This window comes from Bacillus sp. CZDM1, assembly GCF_055502545.1.
On sequence record NZ_JBUESO010000003.1, the window covers coordinates 325,828 to 349,426 of the forward strand.

Annotated in this window: 23 protein-coding genes; 22 read left to right on the top strand and 1 reads right to left on the bottom strand. The window is 38.2% G+C overall.

Annotated elements, in window-relative coordinates; translation table 11 throughout:
* Nucleotide 1 precedes the first annotated feature (1 nt).
* The 4 genes from ACY3XC_RS09300 to ACY3XC_RS09315 all read left to right on the top strand — a co-directional run bounded on the left by ACY3XC_RS09300 (nucleotide 2) and on the right by ACY3XC_RS09315 (nucleotide 2,415).
* Nucleotides 2-454 (top strand): YlbF/YmcA family competence regulator, encoded by a 453-nt coding sequence (locus tag ACY3XC_RS09300; RefSeq protein WP_179161171.1) that lies wholly within the window; start codon nucleotides 2-4, stop codon nucleotides 452-454.
* A 224-nt stretch (nucleotides 455-678) separates the two neighbouring features.
* Entirely contained in the window at nucleotides 679-1,224 is a 546-nt protein-coding gene (locus ACY3XC_RS09305) for an outer spore coat protein CotE (protein ID WP_179161170.1), read from the top strand.
* A 124-nt stretch (nucleotides 1,225-1,348) separates the two neighbouring features.
* Nucleotides 1,349-1,549, top strand: coding sequence for a hypothetical protein (locus ACY3XC_RS09310; protein WP_179161169.1), 201 nt, complete (start codon nucleotides 1,349-1,351; stop codon nucleotides 1,547-1,549).
* Nucleotides 1,550-1,764: 215 nt separating this feature from the next.
* Nucleotides 1,765-2,415 carry a serine/threonine protein kinase gene (locus ACY3XC_RS09315; RefSeq protein ID WP_464868273.1) on the top strand — a complete coding sequence of 217 codons (651 nt, stop codon included), beginning with the start codon at nucleotides 1,765-1,767 and terminating at the stop codon, nucleotides 2,413-2,415.
* Between the two features lie 26 nt (nucleotides 2,416-2,441).
* Here ACY3XC_RS09315 and serC read toward each other — a convergent pair whose 3' ends face one another.
* Nucleotides 2,442-3,539, bottom strand: a complete 1,098-nt coding sequence (gene serC / locus ACY3XC_RS09320; RefSeq protein WP_464868274.1) for a 3-phosphoserine/phosphohydroxythreonine transaminase — start codon at nucleotides 3,537-3,539, stop codon at nucleotides 2,442-2,444.
* A gap of 198 nt (nucleotides 3,540-3,737) precedes the next feature.
* Between serC and ACY3XC_RS09325 the strand changes: the two genes are divergently transcribed.
* From ACY3XC_RS09325 to ACY3XC_RS09410, 18 genes are all read left to right on the top strand, one after another.
* Complete coding sequence (locus ACY3XC_RS09325) at nucleotides 3,738-4,481, top strand: prolipoprotein diacylglyceryl transferase (protein ID WP_464868275.1); 744 nt, start codon at nucleotides 3,738-3,740, stop codon at nucleotides 4,479-4,481.
* Entirely contained in the window at nucleotides 4,474-5,889 is a 1,416-nt protein-coding gene (locus tag ACY3XC_RS09330) for a radical SAM protein (protein WP_464868276.1), read from the top strand. Before ACY3XC_RS09325 ends, ACY3XC_RS09330 begins: the two co-directional genes overlap by 8 nt.
* A 19-nt stretch (nucleotides 5,890-5,908) precedes the next feature.
* Nucleotides 5,909-6,187 carry a hypothetical protein gene (locus ACY3XC_RS09335; protein ID WP_464868277.1) on the top strand — a complete coding sequence of 93 codons (279 nt, stop codon included), beginning with the start codon at nucleotides 5,909-5,911 and terminating at the stop codon, nucleotides 6,185-6,187.
* Nucleotides 6,188-6,561: 374 nt separating this feature from the next.
* Nucleotides 6,562-7,752, top strand: coding sequence for an MFS transporter (locus ACY3XC_RS09340; RefSeq protein WP_464868278.1), 1,191 nt, complete (start codon nucleotides 6,562-6,564; stop codon nucleotides 7,750-7,752).
* Nucleotides 7,753-8,044: 292 nt separating this feature from the next.
* On the top strand, nucleotides 8,045-8,893 hold the full coding sequence (locus tag ACY3XC_RS09345) for an alpha/beta fold hydrolase (RefSeq protein WP_464868279.1): 849 nt from the start codon (nucleotides 8,045-8,047) through the stop codon (nucleotides 8,891-8,893).
* 105 nt (nucleotides 8,894-8,998) lie between these two features.
* Entirely contained in the window at nucleotides 8,999-9,652 is a 654-nt protein-coding gene (locus ACY3XC_RS09350; protein ID WP_179161160.1) for a GntR family transcriptional regulator, read from the top strand.
* Between the two features lie 48 nt (nucleotides 9,653-9,700).
* Nucleotides 9,701-10,894 carry an acyl-CoA dehydrogenase family protein gene (locus ACY3XC_RS09355; RefSeq protein ID WP_179161159.1) on the top strand — a complete coding sequence of 398 codons (1,194 nt, stop codon included), beginning with the start codon at nucleotides 9,701-9,703 and terminating at the stop codon, nucleotides 10,892-10,894.
* A gap of 72 nt (nucleotides 10,895-10,966) precedes the next feature.
* On the top strand, nucleotides 10,967-11,920 hold the full coding sequence (locus ACY3XC_RS09360; protein WP_464868280.1) for a VOC family protein: 954 nt from the start codon (nucleotides 10,967-10,969) through the stop codon (nucleotides 11,918-11,920).
* Nucleotides 11,921-11,984: 64 nt separating this feature from the next.
* Nucleotides 11,985-12,464 (top strand): flavin reductase family protein, encoded by a 480-nt coding sequence (locus tag ACY3XC_RS09365; RefSeq protein ID WP_464868281.1) that lies wholly within the window; start codon nucleotides 11,985-11,987, stop codon nucleotides 12,462-12,464.
* Nucleotides 12,465-12,687: 223 nt separating this feature from the next.
* Entirely contained in the window at nucleotides 12,688-13,464 is a 777-nt protein-coding gene (locus ACY3XC_RS09370; RefSeq protein WP_464868282.1) for a 2-keto-4-pentenoate hydratase, read from the top strand.
* 126 nt (nucleotides 13,465-13,590) lie between these two features.
* Nucleotides 13,591-15,444: a V4R domain-containing protein gene (locus tag ACY3XC_RS09375; protein WP_464868283.1), complete on the top strand. Its 1,854-nt coding sequence runs from the start codon at nucleotides 13,591-13,593 to the stop codon at nucleotides 15,442-15,444.
* A 151-nt stretch (nucleotides 15,445-15,595) separates the two neighbouring features.
* Nucleotides 15,596-16,435 carry an alpha/beta fold hydrolase gene (locus ACY3XC_RS09380; RefSeq protein ID WP_464868284.1) on the top strand — a complete coding sequence of 280 codons (840 nt, stop codon included), beginning with the start codon at nucleotides 15,596-15,598 and terminating at the stop codon, nucleotides 16,433-16,435.
* 22 nt (nucleotides 16,436-16,457) lie between these two features.
* Nucleotides 16,458-17,411, top strand: a complete 954-nt coding sequence (locus ACY3XC_RS09385; protein ID WP_179157338.1) for a VOC family protein — start codon at nucleotides 16,458-16,460, stop codon at nucleotides 17,409-17,411.
* 93 nt (nucleotides 17,412-17,504) lie between these two features.
* The gene (tcuA, locus tag ACY3XC_RS09390; protein ID WP_464868285.1) at nucleotides 17,505-19,004 is read left to right on the top strand and encodes an FAD-dependent tricarballylate dehydrogenase TcuA; all 1,500 of its coding nucleotides are present in this window, start codon (nucleotides 17,505-17,507) and stop codon (nucleotides 19,002-19,004) included.
* 189 nt (nucleotides 19,005-19,193) lie between these two features.
* Entirely contained in the window at nucleotides 19,194-20,390 is a 1,197-nt protein-coding gene (locus tag ACY3XC_RS09395; RefSeq protein WP_464868286.1) for an acyl-CoA dehydrogenase family protein, read from the top strand.
* Between the two features lie 49 nt (nucleotides 20,391-20,439).
* Nucleotides 20,440-21,276 carry an FAD synthetase family protein gene (locus ACY3XC_RS09400; RefSeq protein WP_464868287.1) on the top strand — a complete coding sequence of 279 codons (837 nt, stop codon included), beginning with the start codon at nucleotides 20,440-20,442 and terminating at the stop codon, nucleotides 21,274-21,276.
* Nucleotides 21,273-22,145, top strand: coding sequence for an isocitrate lyase/PEP mutase family protein (locus ACY3XC_RS09405; RefSeq protein WP_464868288.1), 873 nt, complete (start codon nucleotides 21,273-21,275; stop codon nucleotides 22,143-22,145). The genes ACY3XC_RS09400 and ACY3XC_RS09405 overlap by 4 nt, the downstream gene beginning before the upstream one ends.
* 18 nt (nucleotides 22,146-22,163) lie before the next feature.
* A complete protein-coding gene (locus ACY3XC_RS09410) occupies nucleotides 22,164-23,585 on the top strand; it encodes an FAD-binding protein (RefSeq protein ID WP_464868289.1) in 1,422 nt (473 codons plus the stop codon).
* The last annotated feature ends 14 nt before the right edge of the window (nucleotides 23,586-23,599 follow it).

Sequence of the window (23,599 nt, forward strand, 5' to 3'; positions counted from 1 at the left end):
AGTGGCTAAATACACAAAAGACGATATCATCGCCCGCGCACAAGAATTAGCACGTATGATTGCGGAAACAGAGGAAGTTGATTTCTTTAAACGTGCAGAAGCACAGATTCACGTAAACGCAAAAGTTAGTACGCTAATTTCTGATATTAAGGGTTTGCAAAAGCAAGCAGTTAATCTACAGCATTACGGTAAGCCAGAAGCACTTAAAAAGGTGGAAGACAAAATTGCTTCCATCGAACAGGAACTAGACGATATTCCGGTTGTTCAAGAGTTTAAGCAATCTCAAATTGAAGTAAATGAATTACTTCAGTTAATTTCCACAACCATCTCAAATAAGGTAACAGATGTCATTATTGAATCAACCGGTGGAGATGTATTAAAAGGTGAAACAGGTGCAAGCCTAAGCAATGGCGGGTCTTGCGGGAATCACGACGACCATGACCACAATCACTAAATAAATCAAACCAGGCTTAGTTAATGCCTGGTTTTTTTATGCATTTATCTCACAGAAGAAAATCCCCCTGACTTAAATACATGCCTAATTGTAACCTACCTAAAACTCCCGCATAAAATGAACTATGACTAAACTTTTAACCAGTATTCTCAGAAATATATCGCACACTAGTCTAAAAAATTGCATAGGATGAAATGAAAATGAATGAGGAGGTTTCGCGCGAAATGGGAGAATACAGAGAGATAATTGTTAAGGCCGTAGTAGCGAAAGGGCGTAAATTCACCAATTCCAATCATACGATTAGCCCGGCACATAGTCCAACCAGCATACTTGGCTGTTGGATTATCAACCATAAATACAACGCGAAAAAAGTCGGCAAAACTGTAGAGATACACGGCTCTTATGACATCAATGTATGGTACTCATACAATGACAATACCAGAACAGAAGTTGTTACTGAATGTGTTAAATACACAGATGTCATTAGGTTAAAATACCGTGACCATGATTGCTTGGATGACAATGAGATTTGTGCTCGTGTTTTGCAACAGCCTAATTGTTGTGAAGCAGTCATCTCCCCAAATGGCAATCGAATCATTGTCCATGTTGAAAAGGAATTCCTAGTGGAAGTAATTGGTGAAACAAAAGTATGTGTCGCCATTAATCCAAAGGGCTGCCATGATGATGACGATGATTGGGGAATGGATGTTGACGATGAGGAATTTGAGGAATTAAACCCAGATTTCTTACTTGGAGTCGAAGAAGAATAAACATACTAGGAAGTTTCTACTTCCTAGTTTTTTCTTTTTAATAATAGTATTATAAATCTATAGAAGAAATAATGTATGATTAAAAAGAAAAATCAGCAAGCTATTTTTAGGAGGTGTCAATGCTATGGAGCCTAGACAACCCGGAAATAACAAACTGCCTGATTTCGACCAATTAAACGACAGGATGATTGCTGAGCAGCCCTCAGAACCCCATTTGATTATTAAGACCAATCTCGACCCACAGGATTCTACTGAAAACAACCCATATTATCAGGGGAAGGAAACCAGCAATCCCAAAGCATTTAAAGACTATTTTGAGGAATAATGAAAGCCAGGATATACTTTCCTGGCTTTGTTTATTTATGAGTAATAGAGGACTAATTTTAATCTCTAAGTTTCTAATTTTGGAAAATGCGTGTTACCACCTCGTGATTAAGAAATTTTTCTTTAAAATAAAGAATATTTTATCTATTCTAAGTGTATATCGAGTTATATACTAAGATAAAGAAATAATTAATCCGTTTTTTTCTGAGGTGTGCAATGAATATAGAGAAATATATAAAATTAATTGGAAATGAATTACTGCCCAATATCCAACTATCGACGGAAGGTCCGTTTGATCCAATTATTGTGAAGAATTTCTCGAATACGTGGAAAACAATAGGCAGCGGAAATTATGCAGGCGTTTTTTTGCATCAATCAAATCCTAAATGGGTGGTTAAGGTGTATGGAAGAAAACCTGAGGAATTAAAAAAGGAAGTAGAGGTATATAAAAAATTAGGTCAGCACGAATCCTTTTCTGCATTAGTTGACTATGGTGATAATTATTTAGTTTTAAAAAGGATAGATGGAATGAATTTGTTCGATGCAGTTGTAAAAGGCAACCCTATACCAGAATCAGTTATCCGGGATGTAGATGAGGGGATAGCATATGCTCGTTCAGTAGGTTTAAATCCCTTTGATGTCCATGGAAAAAATGTTGTTATGAGTAACGGAAGAGGGTATATTGTGGATGTTTCAGATTTTTATAAGCAGGGTAAATGTCGTAAATGGGATGACTTGAAAAAAGCGTATTACAAAATTTATCTGCCGTTTATTTATAAATATCATCTGCCTATTCCTTTTTTTATTGTCAACAGTGTCAGAAAAGGGTATCGCTTATATAGAAAAATAAAAAAGGGAAATATATAAAAACTTTATTTCCCTTTTTATATTGTTTATCGATTTGTATTTTGGAACTGAATCATGAACTCACTAAAAGCTTTACATGTTTCATAAGGGACAGAGTTGTAAGTAGAAGCCCGGCAGCCTCCTACAGAACGATGTCCGCTTACACCGACGAATCCTTCGCGCTTAGCTTCTGATAAGAATTTCTTCTCTAATTCTTCATCTTTTACTCGGAATGTAATATTCATAAGTGAACGGCTTTCAGGTTCAGCGTGGCCAACATAAAAACCATTGCTTTGGTCGATTGCATCATATATTAGTTTCGCTTTTCCCTCGTTACGATCAGTAAGGGCATTGATTCCGCCTAATTCTTTTATCCAGCTCAAAACTTCACCAAGCATATAGATTCCGAATGTCGGAGGTGTGTTATATAAAGAGTTGTTTTTTGAATGGGTACTATACTTTAACATTGTCGGGATGTTAGGATTAGCTTTTTCAATCATATCCTTACGAATAATTGCCACTGTAACACCAGAAGGACCGAGATTTTTTTGAGCACCGGCATAAATTAAGCCAAACTTGCTGACATCAAAGGGCTTGGATAAGATATCACTAGACATATCCGCAATTAATGGTACTTCACCTGTATCTGGAAAGTCCTTCCACTGTGTTCCATATATCGTATTGTTTGACGTGAGATGAATATAAGCATCTCTTGGATTGTATTGTAATTCCTCTAATTGAGGGATTTGTCGATATTGATTTTCCTTCGTGCTGGCAACATGATATGGATCCCCAAATAACTTAGCTTCAGAAAAGGCCTTTTCAGACCAAGAACCTGTCATAATATAGCCTGCTTTTTCCCCTGGCTTCAAGAAGTTCATGGGTACCATTGAAAACTGAAGACTTCCTCCACCTTGTAGAAAAAGTACCTCATAATCTTCCGGAATTGATAATAATTCTTTTAGAAGGGCAATGGCATTATTGTGTACTTCTTCATAGGCTGCGCTTCGGTGGCTAAGCTCCATGACTGACATACCAGTGCCACGAAAATCAATAAGTTCCTGCTTGGCTTTTTCAAGCACCTCAAGTGGAAGGGCGGATGGTCCTGCATTAAAATTATAGGCACGTTGTATTAGTGATTTCATTTTCTCACTCCCCATTTTCATTTATTAGAATATAACATATTTTCTAATACTTTAAATAGAAAAGAATCAAAATATTTCATTGATATATCAATATTTTTAGTGAATGCGGTTACATTTCCCGCGAATAATAAGTGTTTATTTTTAATATTCTGATATTATAGAGGTATAGATAATTATTGTTAGAAAGGAGAGGAAAACTTGGATTTCCCTTTCTATATATTTGGAATTCATCCCCATCTAATGTTTGAAGCGCTTGCATACTTTATAGGCTTTCGTGTGTATTTATACACGCGGAATAAGGATAAGATTCCGCTGGATAAATTCCTATGGGTGGTAGTAGGTGCAGTACTTGGTGCAGCATTTGGCTCGAAACTGCTTTATTGGTTTGAAGATCCCTTTAAGACAATAGAAAATTGGAATCGTATCATCTATTTGATGGAGGGTAAAACGATTGTAGGTGGATTATTAGGGGGATTAATTGGCGTTGAAACGGCTAAAAAGTTGATTGGCTGGAAACGCTCAACCGGTGATGATTTTGTATTGCCCCTCACGGTTGGGATGATGATCGGGAGAATCGGCTGCTTTTTAACTGGCTTGGATGACCATACATATGGCGTGGAGACAACATGGATTACAGGAGTTGATTTTGGTGATGGAATAAATCGCCATCCTACACAATTGTATGAAATAGTATTCTTGGGAATTCTGCTTCTTTTCCTTTATAAGCTTAAAAGGAATAGCAGCGGCTGGGAAGGTTTACTATTCCAATTGTTTATGCTTGGTTATTTGGGATTTCGATTAATGATAGATTTTATTAAACCTACTCCACATCCTTTTTGGGGTTTTAACAATATACAAATTGCAAGCTTACTAGGAATAGCGTATTACATCTGGCTCATCTCAAAAAAACAAAGTGAGAAAAGGAGAGGATTCCATGCCTAATCGTCCTTATTTGTTTTACGAACTGACGAATAGCATATGTTCGACTTGTTTGCGAAAAGTGGAGGCAAAGGTCATTATTGAAAATGAAAAAGTTTATCTACTGAAAAGATGTATGGAACACGGACCTGAAAAGGTGTTAATATCCACCGATGTTGCCTATTACAAGTGGTGCCGGGAATTTATTAAACCTTCAGAAATGCCGTATCGCTGGAACACGCCAATTAAGTATGGCTGTCCCTATGATTGCGGGCTTTGTCCTGACCATGAGCAGCATAGCTGTTTAACACTTTTGGAAATAACCGAAAGATGTAATTTGAAGTGCCCGATTTGTTATGCAGAATCTTCTCCTCAAAAGGGTAGTTTCCGAAGCTTGGAGAAAATTGAATTTATGTTAGAGAACATTATTAAAAATGAGCATCAAGCAGATATTGTCCAAATCAGCGGCGGGGAACCAACGATTCATCCGCAGTTTTTTGACATTCTTGATATGGTGAAATCTAGACCGATTCGACATATTATGGTGAATACAAATGGTTTACGAATTGCCAATGATAAAGAATTTGTGAAAAGACTGGCAGCCTATACACCTGGATTTGAAATCTATCTTCAATTTGATAGTTTTGAAAAAGAAGCACTCGAGGAGTTAAGAGGCGTAGACTTAAGGGATATTAGACAAAAGGCAATTGAAAACTTAAACGAATATAATATTTCGACCACACTTGTGGTCACGCTGAAAAAAGGCTTAAATGATCATGAAGTAGGAAAAATCATCCAATATGGTCTTCAACAAAAATGTGTCCGCGGAGTAACTTTCCAGCCCATTCAAGCAGCGGGGAGGTTAGAAGAATATGATCCATCTGTCAATCGCTTGACTTTAAGTGAGGTAAGGCAAATGATTATTGACCAATCGAATGTTTTTGGTTCGAAAGATATCATTCCAGTACCATGCCATCCAGATTGTCTTGCCATGGGATATGCATTGAAAATGAATGGTGAAGCCACTCCGCTGACTGGTTTGATTGATCCGAATATATTACTCGAAGGGGAACGTAATACGATTGTCTTTGAACAAGATGAAAATATTAAGAATATGATTTATAAATTGTTTTCATTAAATCATTCCCCAGATTCCTCTGCGTTGTCATTAAAAGATTTATTGTGTTGTCTTCCAAAGGTTTCGATGCCAGGTGATATTGGTTATGACAACGTTTTTCGTGTCATTATTATGCAGTTTTTAGATGCCTATAACTTTGATGTCCGCTCAGTTAAAAAATCGTGTGTCCATATTGCTCATCCCGATGGTCGAATTATTCCGTTTGATACCTATAATTTATTTTACCGAGACGACAAAGAGTTAGAATTGAAGAAGATTCAGGAAGAACTTGAGACAAGAAAATTTGTAAAGTGAAAAAACAGGAGTGTGATTGTTGATGGTTCAAAATCAGAGGAATGATGGCTCCTTAAAAGACCTTTGGATTGGGATTGGGATTTCAATTGGGATTTACGCTCTTACTTTTTTCTTATTGCTCGGATTAATGGGGATATTTTCGATTTTTTTTGGAATCATCGCAATCATTGTCCTTATTGTTATTAGCTTCTTAAAGGGGAAAAAAAGATTGGGGCAGGGACTATTAATTGGCTTTGCTATTGTGTTTTTATTAACTGCGGCTTGTTTCGGAATTCTAATTGTAACGTTAAGCCATTGAAGTAGTATTTCAGATAAATAGCTTCAGGTGCATTTAATGAGGCTATTCTTTATATATTTGGTATAAACAAATTAGATAAAAAACGCTGAATTTTCAGCGTTTTTTTCATTTTCTAGTAGATATTCTAATGGTAATTATTCAGAAAATAGAAAACATTATGAATATATTGACAAGTGTATATGCCCAAATGTAGAATTACAGTTAGTAAAAGAAGGCGCTTTTTTTACGCTTTTTACCGGTAAAAAATAGAAAAATGAAAAAGTAAAATTTTAGTTTATCTAAAACTGAAATTTTAGCTGTTGTTTCTTGCAGGCCACAAGGGCAGCAGAGTTTGTCATTTTTAGAGAATGAAAACAAATATAGGGAGGATCTAAATGGCAAAGAATATCAGTAAAAATATGCTTAAGTTTTTAGTCGTCATTCTAGCGTTCCAAGATGTAGCTGCTGGTGTAGCAGGATCCATTATGGCTGACATCATTAAGGCATTTCCTGAATATGATCCAACTATTGTCATGTTGGTAGCTACATTCCCGGGTCTCATACAAATCGTTCCTGCACTTTTTTATGGAAAACTGACAAAAATGTTTAAAAAGAAAACATTGTTATTTATCGGTTTGACCTTATTTATTGTTGGTGGCACACTCCCAACCTTTATAGATAACCTGCCGCTGATTATTGCAATGAGAGGACTTTTAGGGTTAGGTGTAGGGATAACAATGCCGTTATCAATAGATGTAATTACAGATTTCTTTGACGGTAGAGAAAGAGATTTCTTAATTGGATTTGGGACTTCCACGGTTGCTTGTATTGGGGCAATATTCTTCCAGTTAGGCGGCGGGATTTTAGCTGATTCCTTTGGCTGGCAATATGGTTTCCTAACATACCTTTTCCCAATTTGGATTTTAGCTATTACCATGTTGTATCTTCCTGAACCTGAGAAGAAACAGATATCAGAAGCTACTGGCTCGAAAGTTAAGGTCAAGCTTCCGAATGCAATTTATTGGGTTTGTTTAGGACAGGTATTTTATTCTGGTTTGATTTTTGGTTATGTAACGAATATTTCAGTTGTTATACAGGGGGACCAACTAGGTAATGCAACAGAGGCAGGTATGGCGATATCCGTATTCACTTTTGGTACACTGATAGCTGGGTTTATATTCGGAAAAATAAAACATGCACTGCCAACCTTCTATCTGCCTGCAGGCGTTTTAGTAACAGGTATTGGGATGGCTATCTGTTATTTCTCACCAACCTTAACAATGATTTTTGTTGGCAGTATTATTGGTGGGTTTGCAATGGGAATTGGACTTCCTGGGGTATTCACTAAAGTTTCAGAACTTACTCCTCCTGGTGCCCCTCCAGCAGTAGGGTTAGTTGTGGTAGGCCAGGGTTTAGGCGGTATTTTAGGGCCATTTGGATTCCTGATGGTACAGAACATTTTTAATCAGGATATTGGTAGATTTCCATTAGCAGTAAGTGCAATAGGATTAATTATCTTGGCTCTGATATGGGCGATAGCTGTAATGAAATCGAACAAGGATTTAAAGGCTACCTTAAATCATTAACATTATATGAATGAGAGGATGTTACAAAGAAATTTTGTACATCCTTTTTTTAGTAGTTTTGTTGGTTTTGGATTAGAATCCTTTAGGCTTGTCTTCTTATTTAATTTTAAATTTATAAAATATTTAGAATTCATTGACAAATTAAAAGTGCGGAAGTAAAATTATAGTTAGTTAATGAAAGCGTTTTTAATTTAATATTTTCACTGTTTATAGGTTAAAAACACAAAACTAAAATTCCAGTTAAGAGAAACATTACTACTTTAAAGTTTTTTAGAAAGTGAGGTTATGAAGGATGTCGGATGTTAATACTAGAAAAATTCAAACCGGAAACTATCAAACTTTTATTAATGAGGGTGGAGATAAGCAGTCAGCTGAGACCATTATTTTTCTTCACGGCAGCGGCCCAGGGGTAAGTGCGCAGTCAAATTGGAAGGAAATATTACCTCATTTTCAGGGGGTATTCCATGTAGTGGCACCTGATATCTTTGGCTTTGGAAATACCGATCATCCTGAGAATTACCCGAAAAATGGGGCAGAGTGGATGAACATCAGGGTTAGGCAGGTGATTGAGCTAATGGATGCTTTAGAGGTTGATAAAGCCCATTTAGTTGGAAACTCTCTTGGAGGTGTTATCGCTCTACACCTTTTAATGTATGCTCCAGAACGGTTTGACCGTGTCGTTTTAATGGGAGCAGGCGGAGGATTAACAGAACCTACACCTGAGTTGGCAAAACTGGCAAACTTCCACAAAGATCCGGATCCAGTTGCCTTTAAAAACTTATTGAGCTGGTTCTTATATGATAAAAGTATTCTTGAGGATAAACTTGAGAAAATCGTATCAGAGCGGTTAGAGCTGTTCTTAAGACAGGATGTTCGCAAATCTTATGAAGAAAATTTCTCAAAGACCCATTTGTCAGATATGCTGGTTCCACCTTCAGCACTCAAAGAAATGAAGCATGAAATTTTACTTATACATGGACATCAAGATCGTTTTGTACCGCTTCAAAGCAGTCTTTATGTTATGGATTATTTGCCAAATGCACAGCTTCATATCTTCAAACGTTGTGGACATTGGGCTCAGGTGGAGCAAAAAGAGAGATTTATTAAACTTACATCAGATTTTTTCAACGGTGAAATATAAGAATTAATATATTGATAGTATTTATCTATTTAAATATACCGTTGAATCCCTTACCTTATTATTAAGGGAACATAAACAAAAAGAGGATAAAGGGTGTATAGAAAAATGAAAATAGATCAGGCATATCGATATATTAAAATGCAAATTATTGATGGTACATGGGAACCTGAATCCGCAATTAATGTTAATGACATTACTGCACATCTGAACATAAGCAGAACTCCTGTTCATAAGGCATTAGCGAGGCTTGAACAAGAGGGATTTCTATCTATTATTCCTCAAGTAGGGGTATATGTTAAAAGACCAGAGCAAAGTGACGTTTTAGAACGGTTATTGGTTTGTGCAAATCTGGATGCCTTAATGACAGAACGTGCTGCATTTAAGCTCAACGAAGATGAACTTACATATATGAAAGAGACATTGACGATGATGGACAATCCAGATTTATCCGAGGATGAGTTTTCTGCCCTCAATATTGAGTTTCACCGAACTATTTATGAAGCCTCCAAGTTAACGTATGCACTTAGTCTTGCTAAGCAGCTTTGGGATTACCTTAATTATGTTGGAAATCCAGTAGTTTTGTTTTCAAAGGATAGAAGAAAGCAATCACAAGCTGAACACTGGTTAATCTATTATAGTTTAAAAGAAAAAGACTCTAAATTAGCAAAAAAGCTGATGGAAAAACATTTGCTTCGGGTTGCCGAAGCAGTAGGTTTGAAATACCAGGATATAGATTCAAATCAGCATATGTTTAACTAGAATTAGTGCAAGACACGGATTTGCCACTATTTTGCGGGAGGTATTAAGATGGAACAAAGTGTGTTGGAAACCAAAAATGAATTGGTAGAAAGAGCGAGGGCTCTTATTCCTAAACTGAGAGAGTATAGTGATGACATTGATAAGAATAGCAGAATTCCTGATGTTATTATTGACGAATTGAAAAATCAGGGTCTTTTGAAAGTACTTAGACCACATATGTTTGGTGGTTATCAAACAAATATGAGAGCTTTCACAGAGGTCGTTACCGAAATATCCCGCGGGAATGGTTCAGCAGGTTGGTTCGTATGTCTAAGTAATATTCGTGATTATATGATCTCTTACACATTTGGAGAAAAAGCACTGAATGAAATCTATAATACTGGCAAAGATGTAGTCCTTGCAGGAAATTTCAAACCGATTAAGTGTGATATCAAAAAAGTAGATGGCGGCTATTACATTGAAGAAGCCCAATGGCCATTTGTTTCTGGCAGCCCTCATGCTGACTGGTGCTACTTTGGATTCCCATTGGTGGATGAAAAAGGCGGAATGGAAATGGCCATTATGGTTATTCCGCATGAAGAACTTGAGGTTCTTGACGACTGGCATGTTATGGGACTAAAGGGTTCCGGCAGCAATAGCTGTAGAATTCAAAATGTATTTGTACCTGAACACAGGGTATCATTGGATCGACTAGCGAGCAAAGGTCATTACTTAATTGATCCGCTTAAGGATGTTGCTTTATACAAATCTTCTTTTGTTCCATCACTTACCTTATCGATTGTAGGGCCGGCTTTAGGGCTTGCACAGGCAGCGATGGATCTATATATGGAAAGACTTCCGAAAGCTGGAATTGGAAACACCTTTTATCATAAACAAAATGAAGCACCAATCACACATCACCAAGTTGCCCAAGCGCAATTGAAAATTGATACTGCTGAAATGTTTTTATACCGTGCTGTGGATAAAATTGATAGCTATGCTGAACGCGGAGAGGTAATGGATTCTGCTGAAATTGTAAAAGTGAAGGCGGATTTCGGCTATGTAAATCAATTATGTAAGGAAGCGATTGATCTTCTAGTTGCTGGAGTCGGTTCCATGTTTACCTACCATAATAATCCGTTACAGTTAGTTTATCGTGACTTTTTCGCCATGCACCTACATGGTTTCATTACACCATCAAGCTTAATTGAAACATACGGAAGAATTCTTTGCGGTCAAGAACCAAATACCTATTTTGTTTAATCTAAAATGAAAAGGCTTTCTATATTCTGAAAATTACAAGAAAATTACAAGAAAATTATAGGAGGAGTAAACATGAGTTTACCAGAAATCGCAAAGTTAGGACACGTCGCTTTAGTTTCAGCGGATCTTGAAAAGTCACTTTGGTTCTTTAAGGAATTAATCGGATTAGAAGAAACAGAAGAAGTGAATGGCACCCATTATTTACGCGCATGGGGAGATTTTGAACATCACACGTTGTCCATAACTGCGGGTGAAAAGTCATATGTTGATCATATCGCATGGAGAACAAAACGTCCGGAAGATGTAGAGCAATTTGCTAATCTACTTCAAGAAGCAGGTACAGAAGTAAACTGGGTAGAGTCTGGAGTGGAAGCAGGTCAAGGCAGGGCAATTCGCTTTAAATTGCCAAGTGAGCACCGGTTTGAAATTTACTATGACATGGAAAAAACATTAGCTGAGCCATCCAAACGTTCAGTGTTAAAGAATCAGACTTATAAATCTTGGGCAAAAGGATGTTCACCGCGAAGAATTGACCATGTTAATATTCTTTCATCATTAAAGGCAAATGTTATATCAGATTACTTAATGGAAAAGCTTGGCTTCAAAATGAGAGAATGTGTTCAAGCTCCAGATGATTCATTACTAGGTGCTTGGTTAAGCGTAACACCTCTGGTTCATGATATTGCAGTCAGCCATGACCCATTCTCACCATCAACACATCGGATTCATCACTTGTCCTACTGGCTTGATAATGCCCAAGACCTTCTTCGAGCCGCTGATATCTTAACTGAGCATGGACTCAAGTTTAAAGGTCCTGGTAAGCACGGTATTTCCCAAGCGATGTATTTATATGTTGTCGACCCAGGCAGTGGAGTACGCGTTGAATTGTTCACGAATGGTTATTTAATCTTTGAACCTGATTGGGAGCCGATTGTATGGACTTTAGATGAAATGGATGTAGGCTTTACCTTCTGGGGAGACCAAACAGACACCTTACCTGAAAATAATCCAACCATTGAAGCGTAATAGAATGGCAAGTGTCTAGACAGCCGTCTCGATAATTACTAAATAGAAAAGAGGTACTTATGATATGGATGATCGTCAATTTCGAACTGCTATGGGGAAATTTGCAACAGGAGTAACCGTTATTGCTACAGATGTGGAAGGAGATGTGCATGGGATGACAGCGAATGCTTTCATGTCCGTGTCACTTGATCCGAAACTGGTTGTAATCTCTATTGGAGAAAAAGCTCGAATTCTTGAAAAAATTAAACAAAGCAAATCCTTTTCAGTCAATATTTTAGCTGCTGACCAACAGGAACTTTCGATGATTTTTGCAGGACAGTTGAAGGAACACCGCGAAGTGGAGTTTGACCAACTTGATGGAAAGCCTGTTTTAAAAGGGGCAGTTGCACAAATTGCCTGTGAGGTATCAGCAGAACATCTTGAAGGCGATCACACACTATTCATTGGAAGAGTCACAGATATTCATTTAGAAGATGCTGAACCGCTTGTATTTTACAGTGGAAAGTACCGAGCTTTAGTTGAAGAAAAAGCAGTACCGGTATAATTAACACTTTAATTAAGGCTCTTTTCTCAAATATTGTTGCTTTTTGAAAGTAAATACCATTGATTGTGCATTATTTACATTGAGAATAGCCTAAATTAATGAGAAAAGAGCCTGCAAACTTAGTTCTAGAGCTCAAAACAGCTTATTCCACGTTAAAATCGGCTTTAAGATTTTAACAACAATCTTTACGAAAACAGCCTTAATTGAAAAGGGGAAAGCTGTAATGGATATTCAAAAAGCAGGAACTGCTTTATTGGAAGCAGAAAATGAGAAAAAACCGATTGCTCCATTCACATCGTCAACAGAAGAAATTTCTGTTGACGATGCTTATAACATCCAGCTTTACCAAATTCGCCAAAAGGTAGAAAACGGTGCTGTTATTGTTGGAAAAAAGATTGGGCTAACAAGCAAAGCAATGCAGGAAATGCTTAATGTTAACGAACCAGATTATGGACATCTCCTAAATGACATGATATATGGAGATGGTGACACGATTCGTCTTAATAAATTTATTCAGCCGAGGATTGAATTTGAGATTGCGTTTGTTCTGAAAAAGGATTTAATAGGTCCGGGAGTGACTATGAACGATGTGATTGAAGCAACGGATTATGTCGTCCCTGCGCTTGAAATTATTGACAGTCGAATAAAGGATTGGCAAATCAAATTTGAGGATACAGTTGCAGACAATGGTTCATCTGCCGGTGCAATTATTGGAAGTACAACTGCTAAACTTGATGATTTAGATTTAGCATCGGTTAGTATGACAGTAACAAGAAACGGTGAGTTTTTAGACTCAGCATTTGGTTCAGCGGTAATGGGACATCCTGCCGAAGCCGTTGCTTGGTTAGCCAATACAGTTGGCAGCTACGGCATTTCTCTTAATGCTGGTGAAGTAATTCTTTCAGGAGCACTTTCAAAAGCTATTCCGATTGAAGATGAAGATACATTCACAGCTGAATTTGAAAATATAGGCGTTGTAACTGCTTCTTTCAAGAAATAGAAACACGCTAAAAAAGATTAAGACTCCTTGTATGTAAAATGTAAGGAGTCTTTATTTTAAATTAAGAACTAATATATGAAAAGAATCTTTTTAATACTTAATCTTAAATGGGAAAAAGGTGAGTTTATGAAGGGTAACTCAGGCAAACTATTGGAACCTAACTACATAGAAGATGGAAATAAAAAAATTCTTACCACTGCTGGTGCCTTTGGACTATTACGTAAGGGAATAATAGAGAACTTAGGGTCAAAGAGAGCCAAGGGTTTTTTGCTTCGTTATGGCTGGAGCTTGGGTGTCAGTGACGCTGAAGAAGCAATGGTAACGAGTACCTCAATAGAATATCTTATTAAACAAGCCTCCCTTCTCCATTTAAGTACAGGGCATATTGGAGATGTCCAGTCTGAAAGATTTATTGAATTGGTTGATCCTGAAAATATAAAAACAATCAGAGCAAAAGGGAAGTGGATCCATTCATTTGAAGCATATGAGCATCTTAAACATCATGGAAAATCAGATGCACCTGTATGTCACACCCTAACAGGATATGCAAGTGGCTATATGTCTACGATTTGTAAAAAGAGTGTCATTGTCAAAGAAATTAGTTGTATCGCTAAAGGAGACCCTGAATGCTGTTTCGAAATGAAACTCCAAGAGGATTGGGGATTGGAGATTCAGGAAGAGGTAAAACTCTATCATGAGATAAATATAATTGAAGAATTAGAGTATACTTACGAACAATTGTTAGAGCAGCGTAATTATATCGATAAGGTATCCAAATTTCATAAAAAACTAACGGAAAGTATTTCTAATGGCAGCAATTTGCAGGATATTGCCGATTCCACTTTTGGGTTATTACAAATTCCAATATCAATCGAAGATTTAAGCTTTCAAAAAATTGTTTACTCGGGAATGAACGAGGAAGAATATAGCAGTCTGAGTAAAGAATTGAAAGAGAGCTTAATTCGGAAAAATAGGAAAAACAACATACTGCCCCTTTTTAAAGAGACCACTAGACTAAAAACTGAAAATCAGGAACGACTAGTAACTCCAATCATTGTGCAAAAAAAGGTAATTGGATATTGTACATTTCTTTATTTAAATGATACAGAGAAAAGTGCTGAAAATAATATTATGTTTATTGAGAGGGTAGCAAATGCAGCTTCTTTATACCTTTTAAATGAAAAGACTAGCTTTGAAGCACTTGAAAAAATGAAGGGTTATTTTTTGGAACAAATTCTAAAGGGACAATATACTTGCAGGGAAGAAATTATTAATCGCGGTCGATACATGGGGGTTGATCTTGAATCTCCATTTTATATTGCAGCAATAGATTATATAGAGAATGGCAAGGCAGTAAAAGATAGAAACGATCACTATGACCAAATCTTAGAATCAATGGCAAAATATTTGGATATTCAAGGATATAAAGCACTTATCGGTCAATATGACGGTAAAATTATTATGCTGATACCTGAGTTGTCAAATCTATTACCTAATATGCAAAAAGTCTTAAAACATATTGAAACGACGCATCCTTCCTACAAATATAAAATTGGAATTAGTGACAAATCTGAAGAAATTGAACATGTTTTGGAACATTTAGATGAATCACTAATCAGCCTGAGAATGTCCACGGAGAAAAAAATCATTCATTTTAAAGATTTGGGGATTGTGGGTATCTTGATTAATTCGAAAAATGTTAGCGGGATTAAGAAAATTGCCAAACAAGAATTAGGACCTCTTTATAAATTAGGGGAGAGCAAACAAAAAGAATTATTGAAAACACTTTATGTTTTTTTATCAAATGGTGGAAAACTTCAACAAACGATGGATGATTTATCTTTATCAATGAGCGGACTTATGTATCGGATTAACAAGATAGAAAATCTAATCAATAAAGATTTACGAGACTCATCACAAAGCTATCAGTTACTGCTGATTTTAGATTCACTCTTAGCTTTAGGGGAGCTAGAAATATAGATTTAAAATCCAATAAAAACCTACTAAAAATCAAGGTAAAATCAAATAGTTATTATTCTAGATAAATATAATCAAATCTTCTAAAATTTCAGTAACAACAAAATGTAAGGGATTTCAAATGAGATTGTTTTTACAAGGAGGAGAATAGGAAGTGACGAACATTACTCAACAATCAATTAAAACTACTAATTTTGAAACATATTTAAATCGTGCTGGTGAAGGGAACTCGGAAGTGATTTTATTTTTACATGGCTCAGGACCAGGTGTTACAGCGTTTGCCAATTGGCGTTATGCCTTAAATGCCTGCTCTGAAACATATGACTGTCTTGCACCAGATCTTCTAGGGTTTGGAAACAGCAGTCATCCGCAAAGTTTGCCAAAGAATCGACAAGGTTGGATGGATTTATGGGTAGATCAACTTATGGAGCTTCTAGATGATTTAGGCGTTCAAAAGGCCCATTTAGTTGGGAATTCGTTGGGGTGTTCCATTGCACTTGAGCTTCTGTTAGAACATCCAGAGCGATTTGGCCGAGTGGTTTTGATGGGACCAGGAGGAACACCAAATACCAAATTAAGCCCAGAGTTAGCTCGTGCAAAAGGATTTTATGACAATCCATCACCTAAGAAATTGCGTCAAATTATGAGCTGGTTTGTATATGATGCGGAGGCAATGGCGCCAATCATCGATGCAATCACCGATTATCGATATGAAACAGCCATGAAACCAGATGTCCGAATTTCCAATGATTCTATTTTCGCAACAGCTGCGGTGCCTGTTCCTGTAACAGCACTAAGAAGAATCGAGCATCCAGTCCTACTCGTTCATGGTCGAGATGATATGGTTTGCTCGGTAGAGTCCAGCTATTACTTACTTTCACATCTCCCGAATTCACAATTGCATGTATACGGTAAATGCGGTCACTGGACACAAATCGAAAAGCAGGAAAGCTTCAATCAGCTCATTCAAAATTATTTTGCAGATATCATTTAATTAATAAAAGGAGGAATGTAGAATGTCTTTACCTGAAATTGCAAAGTTAGGGCATGTAGCACTCGTAACACCGGATCTTGAAAAATCACTTTGGTTTTTCCGTGATGTAATCGGTTTAGAAGTAACGGAGGAAGTAAACGGTACGTATTATTTACGTGCATGGGGTGATTTTGAACACCACTCACTTTCATTAACAGCAGGGGATAGAGGATATGTTGATCATATCGGCTGGAGAACGAAGCGTCCAGAAGATGTGGAAGGTTTTGCTCAGCTGCTTGAAAAAGCTGGAACAGAAGTAAAATGGATTGAAGCAGGAGAAGAGACTGGTCAAGGACGAGCGATTCGTTTTAAATTGCCAAGTCAGCATTCCTTTGAAATCTATTATGATGTAGAAAAACCGAAAGCGGATGAAAAAAGACGTTCAGTTTTGAAAAATCAAACATACAAGGCTTGGGCACGTGGCTGCTCACCTAGAAGATTTGACCATGTAAATATTGCTACATCCATGGATGTTCAAGAAATTCTAGATTACTTGGGTAACCAATTAGGCTTTAAGCTGCGTGAATATGTGAGGTATAACAATGAAACAACCTTAGCCGGCTGGATGAGCGTAACGCCTCTCGTTCACGATATAGCTGTTATTACAAGACCACAGGCAAAAACGCCAAACCAGCTTCACCACATTTCCTATTGGCTGGATAACGCACAGGATGTTTTAAGGGCAGCAGATATTTTAAGTGAAGAAGGCATAAAGTTCATCGGTCCTGGTAAGCACGGAGTTTCTCAAGCTTTATACTTATATGTAATTGATCCAGGCAGTGGCTGCCGTGTTGAATTGTTTAGTAATTCCTATTTAATATTTGAACCGGATTGGGAGCCTGTCGAGTGGACAGAGGAGGATCATTCCATTGCTAACACCTATTGGGGCGATTCCGTTATGGACAAGGAAATGAACAAACCAACAATTGAGGCTTAAATTAAAAAGCTGACTCAAAAGTAATTGAGTCAGCTTTTTTCAAAGAGATTTTTAGGTGGAAGTGTCCACCATAGGAAAGAGAGGCAGATCGTAATGAGTGATAACAGAATTTATGAAACAGATATTGTTATAGTCGGTGCAGGAAATGCTGCAATGTGCGCAGCCATTTCAGCCAGGGAAAATGGCGCTAATGTTTTGGTGCTTGAAAAATCGCCGGAAGCTGAAAAAGGAGGGAACAGTACCTATACTCATGGTTCCATTCGGTTTGCTTATAATGGTGTCGAAGATTTAAAGGAGATTATGCCAGATCTTTCTCCAGAGGATATTGAGTCTTCAGATTTTGGAGTCTATTCCGAAGAAAATTTCTATGAAGATATGTGCCGTGTAACAGATTACCGGACTGACCCAGAATTAGCTTCGATTTTAACAGGAAAAAGTTTTGAAACGATTAAATGGCTCTCCTCCCATAAGGTACGCTGGGTACCTATATATGGTCGTCAAGCCTTTAAGGTTGACGGTAAATTTAAGTTCTGGGGCGGAATGATTGTTGAATCCGTGGGCGGGGGGCCTGGATTAGTAGAAGCCCTGCATAAAGAAGCATCTTCTTTAGGTGTTCAAACTCTTTTCAATGCCATGGCGACTGAGTTGATTCATGATGACAATGGTGTGCATGGAGTGATATTTAAGCACAATGGCAAAACAACAAGGGTACATGCTAAAGGTGTGATCCTGGCCTCTGGGGGCTTTCACGCAAATCCTGAAATGCGGACACGATACTTAGGACCAAAATGGGATTTGGCTCATGCTAGAGGGAGCCGATTTAACACCGGTGAAGGTATTCAGATGGCATTAAACATTGGTGCTCTTGCCACTGGTAACTGGTCGGGCTGCCATTCGGTCGGCGGGGACAGGTATCTCCCAGACTTTACGGAAGGCTTTCAAAAGCTTAGCTATCCTTTTGGAATCATGGTAAACGCAGAAGGAAAGCGCTTTGTGGACGAGGGAGCTGATTTTCGTAATTACACCTATGCAAAATATGGAAGGTTAATTCTTGAACAGCCGGGACAATTTGCCTGGCAGATTTTCGATCAAAAAACAGCTCGACTATTACGAGAGGAATATAAAGGCCGACAGGTTACAAAAGTTAAAGCCAATACTCTGGAGGAATTAGCTGGAAAACTTGAAGGTGTTGACTCTGAAGGGTTTTTACAAACTGTAAAAGAATACAATGCGTCTATTCGGACAGATATCCCGTTTAATCCAAATATCAAAGATGGCAGATGTACAGAAGGATTAGCGGTACGTAAATCAAACTGGGCAAACACATTGGAGGACGGTCCGTTTGAAGCCTATGCCATTACTTGCGGCATCACCTTTACCTTTGGCGGCTTAAAAATTAACTCAACAACTGAAGTTCAAGATGTATTATCCAACTCTATTCCAGGACTATATGCTGCAGGAGAAGTGGTAGGTGGTTTATTTTACTTTAACTACCCTGGCGGTGCAGGATTAACGGCTGGATCTGTTTTTGGAAAAATTGCAGGTGAAAATGCAGCCCAATTTATCAAAATAAAGGAATTACAAAATTCGTAAAAAATTCCTTACTATATTCTGGTCCTGGCGACAAAGCCATTAGTTAAAATCCTAAAAACTAATAAAAGTTACCTAAAAACATTTGAAAATTGAAAGGTTTTTACCCTATAAAAAGGTTTTGAAATTTTCTAAAATTTAAATAAGATCTTAAACGAATACGAGAAATAAAGTTGAAAAGGAGATTTTATAATGAACAAAGTAGCCTATAGTGACACTTATCTTGTAGATAAAGCAAAATCACTTGTTCCAAAGCTAAAGGAAAGAGCTAAAGAAACGGAAGAAATTCGACGAATTCCTGAAGCAACCATAAATGAATTAAAAGAAGCTGGGCTTTTTAAGCTGCTTCGTCCACAAGTTTATGGCGGTTATCAAACGAGTATGAGAACCTATTCTGATGTTATTGTTGAAATTTCCCGCGGCTGTGCTTCGACTGGCTGGATTTTATCACTATGTGCTATTCGTGAACTGATGGTAGCGGAATCATTTACGGAAAAAACACATCAAGAAATATTCGGAGAAAATGAAGATAATGTTCTTTTCGCAGGAGTCTATGAACCTAGAAAATGTATCGCTAGAAAAGTTGAGGGTGGTTATTTAATCGAAGAAGGCTTTTGGATGTTTTGTTCAGGTTCACTTCATGCCACTTGGGGATACTTCGGAATGGCGATCAGGGATGATGAAGGAAACCTTGTAGATCAGGCCTTAATGACAGTGCCTTTTGAGGAAGTAGAGATAATGGATGACTGGCATGTTATGGGCTTGAAGGGTACAGGAAGTAACAGTGTGAAAATGACGAACGTATTTATTCCAGAACACCGAGTGGTTTCATTTGCAGAAGTTCTGAATGGACAATTTAAATCAGATCATCTCAGGGATATACCTTTATATAATACAGCACTTTTTCCAGCTCTAGCATTGTCTCTGGCATTGCCAGGATTAGGATTGGTAAAGGCAGCGTTAGAATTTTTCCAGCAAGTACTGCCTAATCGAAAAGCTGCTCATATTGGTGTAGAAAATTTAGTTGATTCACCTACTCTCCATTCATTACTTGCTGATGCTGCTTTGAAAATTGATACCGCTTCCATGCATTATTACCGTGTGGCAGATGAACTAGATGCATGGGCTGCCAGCGGAGAATTCATGGATAAGCCAGCACGAGTAAAGGCCTTAGCAGATATCGGTTATGCCAATCAAGTAAGTAAGGAAGCACTCGATATTCTAATTCTTGCAAGCGGTTCTGGTTATGTGTATGAAGGTCACCCGCTGCAAAGGATTTTCCGTGATTTTTGGACGCTATATTCACACAGAACACTATCACCTTTAATCACCAAAGAAAATTATGGTCGCGTTCTATCCGGCTTAGAATCGAATGCACTGAGATATTAGGACACTCCTAATCTATCAAAAAATCTTAATCAAGAAGAAAGGAGACTATATGGAAACGATCTATATAAACCATGATAATTTAGCAGACTGGCAGGGAAAAGCAAATGCATGTGTAATGGCCCTTGGTTTTTTTGATGGACTACATTACGGACATCGAGAAGTAATTAAAACGGCTTTACGGATAGCAAAAGAAAAGGATGTATCGCTCGCAGTTATGAGTTTCTTTCCACATCCAAAGTCTGTCCTGTCTAATGGGGAAAAACAAATTGACTATTTAATGCCGCTTTCTGTTAAGGAGAAAATTCTCCGGGGGCTTGGAGTCGATACGTTTTACATTGTTAAATTCACTAGGGGATTTGCCACTCTTTCACCTGAACAATATGTTAAAGATTATCTGGTCAATCTAGGGGTTATCCATGCAGTCGCTGGTTTTGATTTTACTTATGGTTCTAGGGGAATTGGAAATTTAGAGCGGTTGAAAAATGATTCCGGAGGAATCATTGATGTGACAAAGGTGGAAAAAGTGGCATGCCGTGGCGAGAAAATTAGTTCTACCAGCATTCGTGAAAGATTAGTTGCAGGCAATGTGGAGGAACTGCCAGATTTTCTTGGGTGCTCCTATGAAGTAGAAGGAATGTGGGATGGTCAATTCTTCAAACTAAATCCATACTATACACTGCCTGCCCCCGGAAGGTATACGGTAACGATTAAAATAGGAAATTTCTCAAAACTTACAGAAGTGATCGTGGAAGAAAAATCTATCAAACCTGTTTCAGAACTGCCGCTATATATATTTGGGGAGCTATCGATTGTTTGGCATCAGCGTATCTCCGAGAAGGCTCCCATTTCTCGTTCTATTTTAAAAGTTGGAGGATTAACTCTATGAATAAATGTCAAGATTTTCAAAAGCTGCTTCGAGAGCCAGGTTCCTTTATCCTTCCTGGAGCCTATGATGCGATGTCAGCGAAATTAATAGAAGAAACTGGCTTTAAGGCGATTTACGCAACAGGAGCAGGTATATCCAATGCACAGCTTGGCTGGGCTGACGTAGGACTCACTTCTCTAAAGGAAGTGGTTGATATTGTTGCAAGAATGGCCGACGTTACCAATATTCCAATAGTAGTAGATGGAGATACTGGGTTCGGAAATGCAATCAATGTGATTCGGACTGTAAAAGAGTTTGAACGTGCAGGTGTCGCTGCCATTCAAATGGAAGACCAGGTATCACCAAAGAAATGCGGTCATTTTAACGGAAAAGAAGTCATTACGAAGGAAGAAATGGTCGGAAAAATCAAGGCTGCCTTAGATGCAAGGAAAGATGAAAATCTTGCCATTATGGCACGTACAGATGCAATAGCAGTTAATAGTGTTGAAGACGCGATAGACAGGGCCTTTGCTTATTATGAAGCGGGTGCAGACATTATTTTTGTTGAAGCACCAAATACGATTGAAGAATTACGGCAAATTACCAGTTCGCTAAAAGGAATCCCACAGGTTATTAACTTAGTAGAGGGCGGCAAAACCCCGCTTATTTCCTTAAAAGAAGCAGAGGAAATCGGTTTTAAAATCATGTTGTGTGCAAATACTGCTCTTCGTTCAGCTATTAAAGGAATCACAGAATCCTTAAGAATTCTGAAAGAAGACGGCTCTCAGGAAAATCTATTACCTTTAATTTGTACTTGGGAGGAAAGACAATCACTTTTCAAACTGGGTCAAATCAAAGAGTGGGAAAAGAAGTATTTATATAATAATTAATACTAGGAGGTAACGAAAGTGGATAGAGAATTGGATTATGACATTGTAGTAATTGGCTGCGGTGTGGCAGGAACAGCAGCAGCTTTGTCCGCTGCGGAAAGTGCCAAGAAGGCAGGAAGAAATTTACGAATTGCGATCTTAGAACGCACGGATTACGATCATCGGGGCGGAAATTCCAGATGGACAGCCTCTTACATGCGAATGAAGAATATTGATGAAATCGCAGACAACTTTGTAGAAGATATGATGGCATTCTCAGATGATTTCTCCGATAGGGAGTACATAGAAACTCTCGCAGAAAACGCTGGCAGTACACTAAGGTGGGTCGAGGAAAAAGGGGTAGATTTTGATTACCTGCCAACGATGTTTTTAACTTCTTCAAAACCGCGGCTGCTTCCAGTTGGCGGCGGCCGGGCAATCATTGATACATTATCACGCCGTGCTGGCGGTCTTGGTGTCGAGATTATTTATGAAGCGACTGCTTGGAAATTACTCCTTGATGATGTAGGTGCGATAAACGGACTTATGGTTCGGGTTAAGGGTGGAAATTCTCTTCAGTTGAAAGTTGGCGCCGTTGTTCTTGCAGCTGGCGGATTTCAGGGGAACCAAGAGATGATGGCACAGTATGTTGGCAGGGATGCACATAAAATTCGTACTGTTGCCGAAGGAGGCCTTTACAACAAAGGAGAAGGTATTCGGATGGCCATGGCGATAGGGGCGAAAGGAGCGGGTCAGTTTGACGCATTTCATGCAGAACCAGTTGACCCTAGAAGTAAGCGGGAAGAAGCAGCTGTTATGACCTACCCTTATGCAATTTTGGTTGATAAAAATGGCAACCGTTTTGTCGATGAAGGCATTTCCACTGTCGACGAGCAATATGAAGCAGTAGCCCGCAAAATCTTCTATGATCTCCCTTACCATATCGCCTATATGATCAGTGACCAAAAAATGTACGACATTCCGAATTATGAACGGGCAATCGAAACGGATAAACCGGCGATTGAGGCCTATACAATAGAGGAATTAGCTGTGAAAATTGGGGTGCCTGCAGATCAATTGATTGCAACAGTGGAATCCTTTAATGCTGCCGTACAGCCAGGGGAATTCCACTGGGATAAGAAGGACGGAAAACAGGCTGTGGGAATTAATCCGCCAAAATCAAATTGGGCCATTACGATTGATAAGGCGCCATATATTGCCTATCCAATTGTCTGCTCCAATGTTTTCACTAATGGAGGCATAGCTTCTGATACAAATGGCAGGGTTTTATCGCAGGATGATGATGTAATTCCAGGATTGTACGTCGCAGGTGAAACAGCCGGTCTATACTATGGAAAATACCCTGGCGGAACATCCGTGCTCCGAGGACTGGTGTTTGGCCGACGTGCTGGTGAGCATGCAGCTTCTTACGTTAGCAGTGATAAAAAACTTGGGGTGTAAAGAAGGGGTGATTA